Origin of the sequence: Vibrio ouci, assembly GCF_004551525.1 — a bacterium.
GTDB lineage: Bacteria > Pseudomonadota > Gammaproteobacteria > Enterobacterales > Vibrionaceae > Vibrio > Vibrio ouci.
The window spans coordinates 1-13815 of sequence record NZ_SATR01000065.1; the positions used below are offsets into that span (position 1 = coordinate 1).

15 protein-coding genes and 4 tRNA genes are annotated in these 13815 nt (G+C 45.9%); 7 read left to right on the plus strand and 12 right to left on the minus strand.

Annotated elements, in window-relative coordinates; genetic code table 11:
• The 5 genes from ELS82_RS22045 to ELS82_RS22065 all read right to left on the minus strand — a co-directional run.
• On the minus strand, positions 1-149 hold a 149-nt coding region (locus ELS82_RS22045; RefSeq protein WP_238382785.1), incomplete at its 3' end, for a GTP-binding protein.
• 138 nt (positions 150-287) lie between these two features.
• Positions 288-363, minus strand: a tRNA-Thr gene (locus ELS82_RS22050).
• Positions 364-375: 12 nt separating this feature from the next.
• Positions 376-450 (minus strand) — tRNA-Gly (locus ELS82_RS22055).
• Between the two features lie 35 nt (positions 451-485).
• Positions 486-570 (minus strand) — tRNA-Tyr (locus ELS82_RS22060).
• Positions 571-620: 50 nt separating this feature from the next.
• Positions 621-696, minus strand: a tRNA-Thr gene (locus tag ELS82_RS22065).
• Positions 697-901: 205 nt separating this feature from the next.
• On the opposite strand from ELS82_RS22065, the gene coaA reads away from it, so the two are divergent.
• Positions 902-1825 carry a type I pantothenate kinase gene (coaA, locus tag ELS82_RS22070; protein ID WP_134837370.1) on the plus strand — a complete coding sequence of 308 codons (924 nt, stop codon included), beginning with the start codon at positions 902-904 and terminating at the stop codon, positions 1823-1825.
• 207 nt (positions 1826-2032) lie between these two features.
• Here coaA and ELS82_RS22075 read toward each other — a convergent pair whose 3' ends face one another.
• Together ELS82_RS22075 and ELS82_RS22080 are read right to left on the minus strand one after the other, a co-directional pair.
• Positions 2033-2458, minus strand: coding sequence for a DUF805 domain-containing protein (locus ELS82_RS22075; RefSeq protein WP_134837371.1), 426 nt, complete (start codon positions 2456-2458; stop codon positions 2033-2035).
• Between the two features lie 53 nt (positions 2459-2511).
• The gene (locus tag ELS82_RS22080; RefSeq protein ID WP_134837372.1) at positions 2512-2859 is read right to left on the minus strand and encodes a 5-carboxymethyl-2-hydroxymuconate Delta-isomerase; all 348 of its coding nucleotides are present in this window, start codon (positions 2857-2859) and stop codon (positions 2512-2514) included.
• Between the two features lie 272 nt (positions 2860-3131).
• Between ELS82_RS22080 and tpiA the strand changes: the two genes are divergently transcribed.
• Entirely contained in the window at positions 3132-3902 is a 771-nt protein-coding gene (gene tpiA, locus ELS82_RS22085) for a triose-phosphate isomerase (RefSeq protein ID WP_134837373.1), read from the plus strand.
• 219 nt (positions 3903-4121) lie between these two features.
• Entirely contained in the window at positions 4122-5477 is a 1356-nt protein-coding gene (locus ELS82_RS22090; protein WP_208733243.1) for an MATE family efflux transporter, read from the plus strand.
• 60 nt (positions 5478-5537) lie between these two features.
• Here the strand turns inward: ELS82_RS22090 and rraA are convergent, their stop codons facing one another.
• The 3 genes from rraA to efp form a co-directional block, all read right to left on the minus strand.
• Positions 5538-6056, minus strand: a complete 519-nt coding sequence (gene rraA, locus ELS82_RS22095) for a ribonuclease E activity regulator RraA (protein WP_134837374.1) — start codon at positions 6054-6056, stop codon at positions 5538-5540.
• Positions 6057-6131: 75 nt separating this feature from the next.
• Positions 6132-7049, minus strand: a complete 918-nt coding sequence (locus ELS82_RS22100) for a 1,4-dihydroxy-2-naphthoate polyprenyltransferase (RefSeq protein WP_134837375.1) — start codon at positions 7047-7049, stop codon at positions 6132-6134.
• A gap of 117 nt (positions 7050-7166) precedes the next feature.
• Positions 7167-7733, minus strand: a complete 567-nt coding sequence (gene efp, locus ELS82_RS22105; protein ID WP_004415903.1) for an elongation factor P — start codon at positions 7731-7733, stop codon at positions 7167-7169.
• 32 nt (positions 7734-7765) lie between these two features.
• On the opposite strand from efp, the gene epmB reads away from it, so the two are divergent.
• The 4 genes from epmB to ELS82_RS22125 all read left to right on the plus strand — a co-directional run bounded on the left by epmB (position 7766) and on the right by ELS82_RS22125 (position 11357).
• The gene (gene epmB, locus ELS82_RS22110; protein ID WP_134837376.1) at positions 7766-8788 is read left to right on the plus strand and encodes an EF-P beta-lysylation protein EpmB; all 1023 of its coding nucleotides are present in this window, start codon (positions 7766-7768) and stop codon (positions 8786-8788) included.
• A gap of 2 nt (positions 8789-8790) precedes the next feature.
• Positions 8791-9279 carry a prepilin-type N-terminal cleavage/methylation domain-containing protein gene (locus tag ELS82_RS22115; protein ID WP_134837377.1) on the plus strand — a complete coding sequence of 163 codons (489 nt, stop codon included), beginning with the start codon at positions 8791-8793 and terminating at the stop codon, positions 9277-9279.
• 85 nt (positions 9280-9364) lie between these two features.
• On the plus strand, positions 9365-9859 hold the full coding sequence (locus ELS82_RS22120) for an MgtC/SapB family protein (RefSeq protein WP_053441402.1): 495 nt from the start codon (positions 9365-9367) through the stop codon (positions 9857-9859).
• A 172-nt stretch (positions 9860-10031) separates the two neighbouring features.
• Positions 10032-11357, plus strand: coding sequence for an anaerobic C4-dicarboxylate transporter (locus tag ELS82_RS22125; RefSeq protein WP_134837378.1), 1326 nt, complete (start codon positions 10032-10034; stop codon positions 11355-11357).
• Between the two features lie 83 nt (positions 11358-11440).
• Here ELS82_RS22125 and pfkA read toward each other — a convergent pair whose 3' ends face one another.
• Both pfkA and fieF read right to left on the minus strand, forming a co-directional pair.
• Positions 11441-12403, minus strand: a complete 963-nt coding sequence (gene pfkA / locus ELS82_RS22130; protein WP_134837379.1) for a 6-phosphofructokinase — start codon at positions 12401-12403, stop codon at positions 11441-11443.
• A gap of 270 nt (positions 12404-12673) precedes the next feature.
• Positions 12674-13582: a CDF family cation-efflux transporter FieF gene (fieF, locus tag ELS82_RS22135; protein ID WP_134837380.1), complete on the minus strand. Its 909-nt coding sequence runs from the start codon at positions 13580-13582 to the stop codon at positions 12674-12676.
• Positions 13583-13815 lie beyond the last annotated feature (233 nt).

Genomic DNA, 13815 nt, shown 5'->3' on the forward strand with positions numbered 1-13815 from the left:
ATAGATGCGAAGTCTTTCGCAACACCGCCGTACACTTTTGCAAGTGTAGTACAGATAGCAGCAGTTAGAGTTGTTTTACCGTGGTCAACGTGGCCGATAGTACCAACGTTAACGTGCGGTTTAGTACGTTCAAATTTTTCTTTAGACATGAGTTGTCCCTCTAGGTACGGATTTAGGTGGCTTTGATGACCACGCAACCAAAAAAGTATTGGTGATATAGTTACCTTCAATCACTAAACGTAGTTTAGTCGAAAGAAAGTATCAAAAGGAAAAGTGTGCTTGAGAGCTGGTGCTGATACCCAGAGTCGAACTGGGGACCTCATCCTTACCAAGGATGCGCTCTACCGCCTGAGCTATATCAGCATCACTATTGAGTGGAGCGGGCAGCGGGAATCGAACCCGCATCATCAGCTTGGAAGGCTGAGGTAATAGCCATTATACGATGCCCGCAACACGTAACTCTGTGAGCTATTTCCTTAAGAATATGGTGGAGGGGGACGGATTCGAACCATCGAAGGCAGTGCCAGCAGATTTACAGTCTGATCCCTTTGGCCACTCGGGAACCCCTCCAAATTTTTACTCCAAGTCTCTCGTTCTCTAAAAAGAGATAAGCGGAGAAATGGTGCCGACTACCGGAATCGAACTGGTGACCTACTGATTACAAGTCAGTTGCTCTACCTACTGAGCTAAGTCGGCATAAGTGGTGCGCATTCTATTGAATGATTTTCTACCTTGCAATAGCAAATTTAAAAAAAATTCTGTTTTTACAAAGTTTCTGCTTGTTTGCTGAAAATTCACGCAATTCTATTTATAAAAGCGCCTAATGTCGTATCCGTCATTTGCAATATTTGTTGGTTGTTGTATTTTCGCTACTCTATCGTAAAACCAAGTTAGGATGACTATGACCCCGTATCTCTCTTTTAATCGTCAACAATGGGCTGAATTACGCAATTCAGTACCAATGACATTATCCGAGACCGATCTGGTCGAGCTGCAAGGCGTCAATGAAAGCCTGACCATGGATGAGGTAGAAGAAATTTACCTGCCGCTATCGCGTTTACTCAACCTCTACATTGCGGCAAGACAAAACCGAAACACGGTATTAAACAACTTTCTTGGTAACCAAGAGAGTGCGCCTCCGTTTATTATCGGTATCGCTGGTAGTGTTGCGGTAGGCAAAAGCACCACAGCTCGTTTACTGAAAGCCCTGCTGTCTCGTTGGGAAAACCACCCTAAAGTGGAATTAGTGACGACTGACGGTTTCTTGTATCCAAAGAAAGTCCTCGATGAACGCGGCATCATGCACCGTAAAGGTTTCCCTGAATCTTATGATATTAAGCGTTTAGTGCAGTTTGTCTCAGACGTTAAAGCCGCGAAGCCAAATCTGGAAGTACCGGTTTATTCACACATCACTTACGACATCACCGATGAAGTCAAAGTGGTCAATAGACCGGATGTGTTGATTATTGAAGGCTTGAACGTGCTGCAAAGTGGTATGGACTATCCACACGACCCGCACCGTGTTTTCGTCTCTGACTTTTTGGATTTTTCTCTTTATGTCGATGCAGAGAGTAATGTCATTGAGCAATGGTATGTCGAGCGATTCCTCAACTTTCGCAAGGGTGCTTTTACCAAACCAGGCTCTTACTTTAGTCACTACACGCGCTTAACTGTACCGAAAGCGATCGAAAAGGCGCACAGCATTTGGCAATCGATCAACGGTGTAAACCTAGATGCCAACATTCTGCCAACCAAAGGCAGGGCTCACCTGATTTTAAAGAAAGGTCAGAGTCATAAAGTCGAACAAGTGTTTCTGCGCAAATAACGACAAGCTCGAAATAATTAAGGGTTGGCACTGGTGCCAACCCTTTTTTTGTTTTAATGGCCAAGCTGTCATTCCCGAGAGCAAGGCACGAGTAAATTCAGGATCTCTCAAAGCAAACTGGAAACTCAACGAGATTCCCTACTCGCTCCAGCGTCACTCTATGGAATGACGGCTAATTTCTACAAAGACGAACCCCTTTTCCACTTTCTACTTTGGTTCTGGTCCGTATTGGTTGTCGCCACTAGTACCTTTTAGGAAGCCACACTCAATCAAAATCCAAGCGCCACAGATTAGCGCAGCAAAAGAGCTAACCGCTTGAAGCATTGTTGTATCTGTCGCGATACCAGGATCGCCAACTGGCACTGTCATTCGGCCAATCACTAACGGGATATTGAGCAATAACCACCAGCTTGATTTGCCACGGTCATGCCATCGTTTGGCGGTAATCGCTAAATCAGGGATCAGGACAACAATCAGGAACACAGGCAGAATCAAGTGCGCCAGCGACGGGAACAGTACATTCATTCCCATTGCAAAACCCACAATCAACAAGTAGTAAACCGCATTCCAAATCCAATAGACTTTACGTCCGATTCGACCTTGAAACGAAAATAGCAATTCTTTAATCGACATCCTTCATTACCTAAATTTTATTACCAAATAAAAAAGCAGCCGGTGTATTCAAGTTAATTGATCACCTTCTGAAAACATTCTGTATCCATATCACGTATGTTGACCGTCAGGCTACGCACATGACTGGCTTGTTGTTGTAGCACATCCATCAATTGACGCGACAGGTCGCGCTTTTGTTCATCACTGCGCCCTGCAAGTAATTCAAAGCTAATATGAACAAAATCGACACTATCGCCCTCATCACCGATCAACCAGTTATGACAGCGCAATGCACGCGATTTTACGGATCCAACATCAAACAAGCCACATTGAAGTGTCACTTGATGTAAGTCTTCTAACAGCCCTTGTACATTAACGCGCTCATCAACAGAGTTGGAGTATTCCATTACTAGGTTCGGCATAGTCATCCTCAGATGTAAGTGAATTTCATAAGAAAGGAAAAATGAACCCCCACTATTAACAACTTCTATACTGAATTCCGAGACGGTTTCCGCCAATTTGTTCAATGGATCACTGATATACCACATAATAAAGAGATATCTGTGGGCTGACTGCTCCAACCAATCGATGATATCCCGATAAGACATGACGGTAATCATGATCTGGTCAATTTTATCTGTTATATTCTTACGAAGATTTTTTACATTAACTGATTAAATACGGAGATATTCCTATGCGTCGTCCTGTAGTGATGGGTAACTGGAAACTTAACGGTAGCAAAGCAATGGTAACTGAGCTGCTAACTGGTCTTAATGCAGAACTTGAAGGCGTTGAAGGTGTTGACGTAGCAGTAGCTCCACCTGCACTTTACATCGACCTTGCTGAGCGTCTAATCGCTGAAGGCGGTAACAAGATCATCCTAGGTGCACAGAACACTGACCTAAACAACAGCGGTGCATTCACTGGCGACATGTCTCCAGAGATGCTGAAAGACTTCGGTGCTACTCACATCATCATCGGTCACTCTGAGCGTCGTGAATACCACAACGAATCAGACGAGTTCGTTGCTAAGAAATTCAAGTTCCTACAAGAGAACGGTCTTAAGCCTGTTTTCTGTATCGGTGAATCAGAAGCTCAAAACGAAGCTGGCGAAACTGAAGCAGTATGTGCACGTCAAATCAACGCAGTTATCGACGCTTACGGTGTTGAAGCTCTTAACGGCGCAATCATCGCTTACGAACCAATCTGGGCTATCGGTACTGGTAAAGCAGCAACAGCTGAAGACGCACAGCGCATCCACGCTTCTATCCGCGCAATGATCGCTGAAAAAGACGCAGCAGTTGCTGAGCAAGTAATCATCCAATACGGCGGTTCTGTTAAGCCAGAAAACGCTGAAGCTTACTTTGCACAACCAGACATCGACGGTGCTCTAGTTGGCGGCGCAGCTCTTAACGCTCAAGGCTTTGCAGCTATTGCTAAAGCAGCAGCTAAAGCAAAAGCTTAATTTTTTCATCTTAGTTATCGTTGTAGCGTTGTTGACTGCTCTCACTCACCCCATCACATAGGAAACCTATGCTCAGGGGCTTCGTTCGCTAGTCGCCTAGCTACAACTTCAACTAATCGAAAAATACGACAGATTAAGGTCAGCTTCGGCTGGCCTTTTTTGTGTCTGTCACTTCAATCAAGTATCCTACTCGTTCTGTTACTAACTTAGTTGTTCCCGATGCAGGATAAGCATGGCCTCTTAACTGGCTCCATCCCTACCGTACTACGTCAAATGACCGTCCCGATGACCTTCGGCATGGTGGCCATTTTGATGTTTAACCTAGTGGATACCTTCTTTATTTCCCTGCTCGGCACCGAAGCATTGGCAGCGATCAGCTATACCTTCCCCGTCACCTTCGCGGTGAACTGTATTACCATGGGTATTGGTATGGGGCTCTCAACCAATATTGGTCGATTGCTTGGTCAAGGTCACGCCCAAGACGCAGCTCGCTTTTCCACTCATGGCCTCGTATTGGCGGTCTCTTTAGTCGCGCTCGCATCCATGCTCGGTTTAGCAACCATTGAACCACTGTTTTTATTACTTGGTGCCGATCGTGCGCTATTGCCGCTCATTCACCAATATATGGATATTTGGTATCTCACCATTCCTCTGTTGGTGATCCCGATGGCGGGCAACGCGGCTATTCGCGCGACAGGAGATACTAAGACACCAGCCAAAATCATGATGCTTGCCGGTATGATCAACGGCATGCTCGACCCACTACTCATCTTCGGTTATGGCCCTTTTCCTGAGCTAGGGATTCAAGGCGCGGCAATCGCCAGTGCGTTTAGCTGGTTGGGCGCATTATGTGGTTCACTTTATGTCTTGGCTAAGCGCGAAAAATTAATTGCGCTACCCTGCTTAACCACCCTCATTTCTGATTGGCGACAGATTTTAAAGATTGGCACGCCAGCCGCACTATCCAACGCGCTCACTCCTATTTCTGGCGCACTGCTCATGGTAATGCTGTCTGCGCATGGCACCGCCGCGGTCGCTGCTTATGGTGCTGCGCAGCGAGTTGAATCAATTTTGATATTGGTTTTGATGTCACTCACCTCAGCGCTAACACCTTTTATTGCCCAGAATATGGGCGCAAATAACCCCGGCCGCAGCTTTTCTGGGCTGTTTATTAGCATGAGATTTTCCATGGTATTTCAGCTGGGTATTTTCATCATGATGGTACCGCTGAGTATTCCTTTGGCGGCGTTATTCTCTCAAGAGCAAGCGGTGAAAGATCTGCTGTGGCATTACCTACTGGTGGTGCCATTCAGTTATGGCTTTCAAGGGGTAATGATGATGTTGGTCTCTGGGTTAAATGCCCTGCATGAACCACTCAAGGCATTCCAATGGAGCTTTATGCGATTGTTCTTATTTACCCTGCCTTGCGCTTGGTTCGGCAGCCAGCTGTATGATATTGAGGGGCTGTTTATTGGTATTGCTTGCGGCAATATTATGGGTGGGGTAATGGGCTACCTTTACGCACTAAGATTGCGTCAGAAATACTTGGCTGAACTGGCGTCTAGCTCAAACTAAAAAGAGGTTGCTAGGCGTTTAAACCACCAGCAACCTCTTCGTAATACGGAAGTGCTTTAATTAAGCAGCATCTTCTGCGTCATCTTCGATTTCGAGCTCAATATCCAATGGCTCTTGAGAGAGAATCACACCTGTATTATCGGCATAGAGGTAATCTTCTGGTAGGAAGGTAACACCACCAAAGTTAACCGGAATATCAACTTCGCCAACACCTTGGGCTGTTGCTCCAACCGGAATCGATGCCAGTGCTTGAATACCGATACTCATATCTTCTAGCTCGTCGACTTCGCGCACACAGCCATAAACGACAATACCTTCCCACTCGTTCTCTTCAGCAAGTGACGCCAATTCAGCATCAATCAATGCACGACGTAAGGAACCGCCACCATCAATCAGCAGTACTCGACCTAAGCCATCTTGCTCTAGCAGTTCACGAACCAGTCCATTGTCTTCGAAACACTTAACGGTGGTGATTTGGCCCGCAAAGGATGCACTGCCGCCAAAATTGCTGAACATAGGCTCAACAACATCGACTTGCTCTAAGTAAATGTCACACAAAGCAGAAGTATTGTATTCCATAGTATTCCTTCCCATACCGTTGGTTTCTTAATCGAGTATAAAGGGTCATTAAGTCAATGCAATGACATGCATCACTTAACTCACTAGAGTTTGAGCAATAACCACACCCGCAAATAGTAAATTTGTCACCATTGAGCACTTAACAATTACGGGCATCATTGGTGCAATCTGAGCTGGTTTATCCGCTAGCCACACTGCCTTACCGTGCTTATAAGTCACCAACAGGCTAAGTAAAAACGGTAAGCTAATCCATAACGGCGTTGGCTGATGAATCAAGTAAGCCGCAAATGCGAGAACCGCACCAGACAACAAAGCAAAGTGATACTGTTTCGCTCGTCTTTGCCCTAAGCGGACCGCAACGGTTCTTTTGCCACACACTTCATCGTTTTCGATATCGCGCATATTGTTGATATTGAGCACTGCCACCGCGAGCAAGCCACAGCCAACAGCGGGAAGAATCAATTGTGGCGCGACAATACCCGTATGAAGGAAATAAGTTCCAGCCACACCGAGCAAGCCAAAGAAGATAAACACGGAAATATCACCCAAGCCGACATAACCGTAAGGTTTATTACCGACGGTATAAGCGATCGCAGCAATGATCGCCAACACGCCTAAACCAATAAAGGCCAAAATACTCTGCAAGCTTTCCAAAGCATACATCACCAAGACTAAGCCCGAAGCCATGGTCAGCACGATATTAATCACCATCGCACGTTTCATATCTTGTTGCGTCACAGCGCCTGATTGAATTGCGCGGACAGGGCCCAAGCGGTTTTCGTTATCGGTGCCTTTAACCGCATCGCCATAGTCATTGGCAAGGTTGGATAATATCTGTAGTAAGGTCGCCGTAAGGAATGCCAATAGTGCAACTACGGGAGAAAACTGATGAGTAGAGTACGCCAACACACTACCAGTTAAGATAGAGACCAATGCCAATGGCAAAGTTTTTGGGCGAGCGGCATCAAGCCAGATTCTAAGAGACTGTTTCATGTGTAGTAGTGTAGTTACCTATGGCCAAACTAAAATTGTGGCACATCAAAGGGGGTGGTGAAAAACAAAAAAAGGCCACCGAAGTGACCTTTTTCTAAAACTTGACATAAATCGAGCTTATTTTACACGACCTACGTATTCACCAGTACGAGTATCAACTTTGATCACTTCGCCAATAGAGATGAATAGAGGAACACGCACAACTGCACCAGTTGAAAGCGTTGCTGGTTTACCACCCGTACCCTGAGTGTCACCTTTTAGGCCAGGATCAGTGTCTGTTACTTCTAGCTCAACGAAGTTTGGCGGAGTAACAACGATTGGGTTGCCGTTCCAAAGCGTTAGCATACAAGTGTTGTTTTCAACCAACCACTTAGCATTTTCACCAACAGCTTTTACGTCTGCTGCGATTTGCTCGAACGTTTCATTGTTCATAAAGTGGTAGAATTCGCCGTCGTTATATAGATAATCTAGGTCAGTATCCATTACGTCTGCAACTTCACAAGTTTCACCAGACTTAAAGGTTTTCTCTAGCACTTTACCAGAAAGAAGTTTACGAATTTTTACGCGGTTGAATGCTTGGCCTTTACCCGGCTTAACGTATTCGTTTTCCAAGATAACGCAAGGCTCGTTATCAAGCATTAGTTTTAGACCGCCTTTAAATTCATTGGTGCTAACAGTAGCCATTTTTTCCTCTTACATTCTTAGAGCTAAATTCAATGCCGCACATCATAACCCGAAAACTTGTTTCTGTTGAGCAAAACTGGCTCAAACAGCTAGCGAATGGGATCTCTGATCCCGCAAAATTGCTTGAGGAGCTCGAAATTGATCCTTCTCCTTGGCAAAACGGGTTTGACGCTCGTAAGCTTTTTGCGCAGCGTGTGCCGCAAAGTTTTGTCGATAGAATGGAAAAAGGCAATCCTTTCGATCCGCTTTTACGCCAAGTCCTACCGCTGAGCGAAGAGTTTGAGATTCACTCTGGCTACTCGACCGATCCACTAGAAGAACAGAACAATGCGGTGCCGGGGCTATTGCATAAATACCATAACCGCGCCTTGATGATCGTTAAGGGCGGCTGCGCGATCAACTGTCGCTATTGCTTTCGACGTCACTTCCCCTATGACGAGAACAAAGGCTCGAAATCAGTCTGGCAGCAAAGTTTAGACTATATTCAGCAACACCCAGAGATCGATGAAGTCATCCTTTCCGGCGGCGACCCGCTTATGGCTAAAGATGAAGAACTGACTTGGCTAGTCAATCACATCGCCGATATCCCACATATCAAACGACTGCGCATTCACTCACGGCTGCCAGTGGTGATTCCAGCTCGTATTACTCCGGCATTGGCTCATCTACTGGAAAGCACCCGTCTGCAAACAATTCTGGTCACTCATATCAACCACGCACAAGAGATTAATCAAGAATTGCGAGACAGCTTAACGACGCTAAAGCGCGCGGGTGTTACTCTTCTAAATCAGGGAGTTATACTTAAAGGCGTCAATGATAGCGTTGATGATCAAGTTGCTTTGAGCCAAGCGCTGTTTGATGCGGGCGTACTGCCTTATTACATGCATGTGCTTGATAAAGTTCAAGGTGCGGCGCACTTCTTTATTTCAGATCAGCAAGCCAAAACAATCATGGCGAGTGTGATGGAAAAAGTCTCCGGCTACCTAGTGCCAAAATTAACCCGTGAAATTGGCGGAAGAGCCAGTAAAACACCACTCGATCTACATTTAGAGTAACTATGAAACCGAAAGGCTTTACCTTAATTGAACTCGTTATCATCATTGTCATACTGGCGATTCTTGCCGTTACCGCTATGCCAAGGTTGGTTGACCTACAGAGCGATGCTCGTATCTCGGCGCTAAACGGCCTGCAAGGAGCGATGCAGGGAGCCAACGATCAATTGATTGGTATCTCATCGGTACAAGGGTTAGATACCGCTGCCAGTGCATCGGTCAACATTGAAGGTGATAACGTCGATATTGCTTTTGGTTATGCCAGTGCAGATAACGCTGGTGCGTGGGCGCAAATCATTGATGCCAATATCGATGATGCGACATGGGGTGATGACGGTGCGGACTGGTATTTCAGCAATACCAATCCAAACGATGGCATTATTCTTTATATGCCCGCCAGCCGTCGCCAAGCGGGATTAAACTGCTTTCTTCAATACGATGAAGCGACATCAACCGCACCACCAAATTATACCTTAACCACCAACGGTTGCTGATCGCGCGCTTTTATCATCAAGACAAAAATCTTTTGTTCGATAGACAGGTCTATTATCTGCATACTCCGACGTTTTGGAGGTCATTATGCAACCAACTATCGAACAACTTCTCGACCTTGGCCCTTTTAGCTGGGCTGCTCTACTTTGCTGCGCAATCAATGGCATTTTGGTCGGTGTCGAGCGTCAGACTCGTGGTAAACCTGTTGGTATCAGAACCTCAATTTTGATCATCTCTGGCACCTATTTCTTTATGTCGATGGCGGTCTCTCTTTCACCAAATACCCTAGATCAAGCGCGTGTGCTCGGCCAGATCATTACCGGTGTTGGGTTCTTAGGTGCCGGTGTCATGATGACCTTAGATGGTAAGATCCATGGCGTGACTTCTGCTGCCGTTATCTGGGTATTGGCTGCACTCGGTATGATGATCGGACTCGGCTACTTACAACAATCTGTTGTCATCACTCTGCTGGTATTAAGTGTCCTGCTTGGGGTAGATAGAGCAGAAAATAGAATCAAAGCGTTGCGCCGTGGTGTTCACCAAAAATTCCACAGCCGCAAAGTCTCTCGTCCAAAACCATGATCATTGCGGCGAAATCGAAACAAATCTATCGATACAGCGCCGCATCTTGATGAAAAACAAAGAAGCGTTCGAAAACAAAAGCTTGTCACGATATAAGCACTAAGCCTCACATTAACCCCTACCACTTTTGGGTAATGTACAGATAGTTTCATTACCATTGTAGGGTTTAGTTATGTTTTACGTGCATATGCTCCTGCTTCTGACGGTGATATTTATCGGTATCCGCCACGGAGGTATTGCTTTTGGTCTACTCGGGGGCCTAGGCGTTTCGGTCCTCACTTTTGTTTTTGGTATCGCACCAGGCTCGCCACCAATCAGCGTGATGTTGATTATCCTTGCGGTGGTCGCTGCATCGGCAACCTTAGAAGCCACTGGCGGCCTTAAGCTATTGGTTAAATTTGCCGAACGTTTATTACGTAAACACCCTAGTCAAATTGTCTTCCTTGGCCCACTGTGTACCTACTCTTTAACCGTACTTGTTGGTACCGGTCACTCGGTTTACCCACTGCTGCCTGTTATTTACGACGTCGCTTATAAGAAAGGGATTAGACCAGAGCGCCCAATGGCGATGGCAACGGTTGCCTCGCAAATGGGTATTACCGCTAGCCCAATCGCCGCTGCTGCTGCCGTCGTCATGGCGACCGCGGCAGATAACAGCTTAGACATTGGACTGGTCAACGTACTGCTAGTGACTATTCCTGCGACCTTAATTGGCGTACTCGTTGGCTGTCTATGGAGCTTGAAACGCGGTAAAGAACTCCACCAAGACCCTGCGTTTATTGAGCGCTGCCAAGATCCTGAGTTCAAAGCACAACTTGTTGATGCCACCAGTGATGATGAAGATGACCAAGCTCATGAAGGCATGGCGAAGAAAGGGTTAACTATCTTCCTTGCGGGTATTGCGACGGTTATTTTTGTCGCGATGTTTGGTAAAGATTTAGGTCTACTGCCAGACGGCGTGAAAATGTCGGTAGCCATTCAGTTCTTGATGCTCTCTGTCGGCGCGCTGATTCTATTAACGACCAAGGTTGAGCCGAAGAAGATCGTCCACAGCAATGTGTTTATCGCCGGTATGACCGCAGTGATCATCATCTTTGGTATCGCTTGGATGAGTGACACCATCATTGGCTTCCACAAGCCGTATCTGATTAGCTTAGTTAGTGATATCGTCGCGGCACACCCTTGGACCTTTGCCATTGCGATGTTCGTGGTGTCAGTGTTCCTGAAAAGCCAAGCTGCGGTGTTAACCATTATGCTACCGCTCGGCTTTGCGATGGGGATTCCTGCACCAGTACTGATTGGTGTGCTGCCTGCGTGTTATGCCTACTTCTTCTTCCCGTTCTACCCAAGTGACTTAGCGGCGATTACCTTTGACCGCTCTGGTACAACTCAGATTGGTAAGTACGTACTCAACCACAGCTTCTTGCTACCGGGTTTTATTGGCGTGATTAGCGCAACGACGGTTGGTTATGTTCTCTCAACCATGCTGGTTAACTAGTATCAGTAATTACCTCAAGTAAAACGAAAAAAGCCAGTTGGTTTCCCAACTGGCTTTCTATTTAAAACAATAAGCAAGCTTGCTTAGAATAGCTCTTCCGCTACCTTGAATAGGTCTTCACGAACTGGACGCTTCATGTTTTCAATCGCGTCGATAATATCGTGGTGTACTAGCTGCTCTTTCTGAATACCAACACAACGACCACCTTGGCCGTCCATTAGTAGATGAACTGCGAAGTTACCCATGCGTGATGCTAGAACGCGGTCAAACGCCGTAGGACGACCACCACGTTGGATGTGACCAAGAACCGTTGCACGAGTTTCACGACCTGTTGCCGTTTCAATCTCTTTTGCTAGTTCATTTGCATCCATCATAAGCTCAGTTAGAGCAATGATCGCGTGCTTCTTACCTTTCGCAATACCATCTTGGATGTTGCTGATAAGCTTTTCTTTGTCTAGACCCGTTTCTGGAGTGATGATGTATTCACAACCACCTGCAATTGCAGACATTAGCGTTAGGTCACCACAGTGGCGGCCCATGATCTCAACGATAGAGATACGCTGGTGCGAAGAAGAAGTATCACGTAGGCGGTCAATCGCATCAATAACAGTGTTAAGTGCTGTTAGGTAGCCGATAGTGTAATCCGTACCTGCGATATCGTTATCGATAGTGCCTGGTAGACCGATACAAGGGTAACCCATTTCTGTCAGTTTCTTAGCACCCATGTAAGAACCGTCACCACCAACAACCACTAGCGCTTCAATGCCGTGCTTTTGTAGGTTTTCGATCGCTTTCTGACGTACTTCCACTTCTTTGAATTCAGGGAAACGTGCAGAGCCTAAGAATGTACCACCCTTGTTGATCACGTCAGAAACGCTTGAACGATCTAGCTTTTCGATGCGATCTTCGTAAAGACCTAAGTAGCCATCAAACACACCGTAAACTTCTAAACCTTCAGATAGTGCTGTACGTACCACGCCACGAACTGCTGCGTTCATACCTGGTGCGTCACCGCCACTAGTCAAGACACCGATCTTCTTAATCATGCTCACCCTCGATTTTTGGGAATCTTATTTCAATTTTTACGTCAGCCACTTTCATTGACAGTCACTGACTTAATTCCTTTAACTGTGCAATATGTTACCTTTCCTAATCAGGAATACTACTTTTATTTGCACGAAATTATGTAACTTTTCTACTTATGTAAGAGTATTACAGCTTTGCTATTTCACTTAATTGATACATATCAGGATCACAGTTAAAAGTCGTAACGCTGAAAAGATAGTCAATAAGTTGCGGTTTGTCTGTGTGCCCTCTTACCAATCTTGAGACTTCTGCGCTTTCTCTGCACCCAACACCACAGAATAAGGATCTTGGTGGATTAATACATCTGAATGAGGGAAAAGCTCAAGTAATTTTGCTTCTACTTCATCAGAGATTCGATGCGCCTCTAGCAAGCGCATATTATCTTCCAATTCTAAATGCAGCTGGATAAAGCGAGTTGGACCGGACATACGAGTTCGCAATTGGTGTACACCCAATACCCCTTCCACTTTTACGCAAGTCTCACGAATCGCTTTAAGCTCTTCATCTGGCAATTTACGGTCCAGCAGAGTTTGCGTCGCTTCTTGCACCATTTTGAAAGCGCTATAAAGAATATATACGCCAATGCCTACCGCGAATACCGAGTCAGCTTGAGTGATGCCAAACCAACTCAGACCCAAGGCGAGCATAATGGCAGCGTTCATATACAAGTCAGATTGATAGTGCAGCGAGTCTGCAGCTATTGCCTGACTGCCGGTACGTTTCACCACATGCTTTTGGAATGTCACTAAACCAAAGGTCACCACGATGGCAAACAAACTGACATAGACACCATATTCTGGTGACTGAAGTTCATGCGGCCTAAAGAATCGCTCGATACCGTTAAGAATCAGAAACACAGCAGAACCAGAAATAAACATCGCTTGTGCCAGTGCAGCGAGAGACTCCGCTTTACCATGACCAAAGGTGTGTTCTCTGTCGGCTGGCTGCAAGGCGTAACGCACCACGATTAAATTAACCAGTGACGCGGCAATATCCAGCATTGAGTCGATTAAAGACGCCAGTAAACTCACTGACCCCGTCACCCACCAAGCACCGACTTTTACGACTAACAATAGCGTGGCCACAATGGTTGCCGTCCAAGCGGCCATCGTGACTAAACGTGCATACTCTTGCTTCATAACTCTCTGAACAATAAAACATCATTAGCTTTAGTATAACGCCTTCAGTATTGAATAAAAGTGACACAAAAAAGGCGGCCTATTGGCCTGTCTCTTGATCACAAGTCTAGTGAATCAAGAGACTTAGCCAGTTCATACCCTTCAAGGATGGTTTGTAGCCTAAACCATCCTTGCCATAACGTCTTTATAGAAGCGCGATCCGTTCGCTTAGTATTCTTCCAGCCACCTAATCG

Bases quoted from the DNA above. Each gene is read 5' to 3' on its own strand.
- coaA (WP_134837370.1), top strand. From the start codon at position 902: ATGACCCCGTATCTCTCTTTTAATCGTCAACAATGGGCTGAATTACGC.
- ELS82_RS22075 (WP_134837371.1), bottom strand. From the start codon at position 2,458: ATGTCGATTAAAGAATTGCTATTTTCGTTTCAAGGTCGAATCGGACGT.
- ELS82_RS22080 (WP_134837372.1), bottom strand. From the start codon at position 2,859: ATGCCGAACCTAGTAATGGAATACTCCAACTCTGTTGATGAGCGCGTT.
- tpiA (WP_134837373.1), top strand. From the start codon at position 3,132: ATGCGTCGTCCTGTAGTGATGGGTAACTGGAAACTTAACGGTAGCAAA.
- ELS82_RS22090 (WP_208733243.1), top strand. From the start codon at position 4,122: ATGCAGGATAAGCATGGCCTCTTAACTGGCTCCATCCCTACCGTACTA.
- rraA (WP_134837374.1), bottom strand. From the start codon at position 6,056: ATGGAATACAATACTTCTGCTTTGTGTGACATTTACTTAGAGCAAGTC.
- ELS82_RS22100 (WP_134837375.1), bottom strand. From the start codon at position 7,049: ATGAAACAGTCTCTTAGAATCTGGCTTGATGCCGCTCGCCCAAAAACT.
- efp (WP_004415903.1), bottom strand. From the start codon at position 7,733: ATGGCTACTGTTAGCACCAATGAATTTAAAGGCGGTCTAAAACTAATG.
- epmB (WP_134837376.1), top strand. From the start codon at position 7,766: ATGCCGCACATCATAACCCGAAAACTTGTTTCTGTTGAGCAAAACTGG.
- ELS82_RS22115 (WP_134837377.1), top strand. From the start codon at position 8,791: ATGAAACCGAAAGGCTTTACCTTAATTGAACTCGTTATCATCATTGTC.
- ELS82_RS22120 (WP_053441402.1), top strand. From the start codon at position 9,365: ATGCAACCAACTATCGAACAACTTCTCGACCTTGGCCCTTTTAGCTGG.
- ELS82_RS22125 (WP_134837378.1), top strand. From the start codon at position 10,032: ATGTTTTACGTGCATATGCTCCTGCTTCTGACGGTGATATTTATCGGT.
- pfkA (WP_134837379.1), bottom strand. From the start codon at position 12,403: ATGATTAAGAAGATCGGTGTCTTGACTAGTGGCGGTGACGCACCAGGT.
- fieF (WP_134837380.1), bottom strand. From the start codon at position 13,582: ATGAAGCAAGAGTATGCACGTTTAGTCACGATGGCCGCTTGGACGGCA.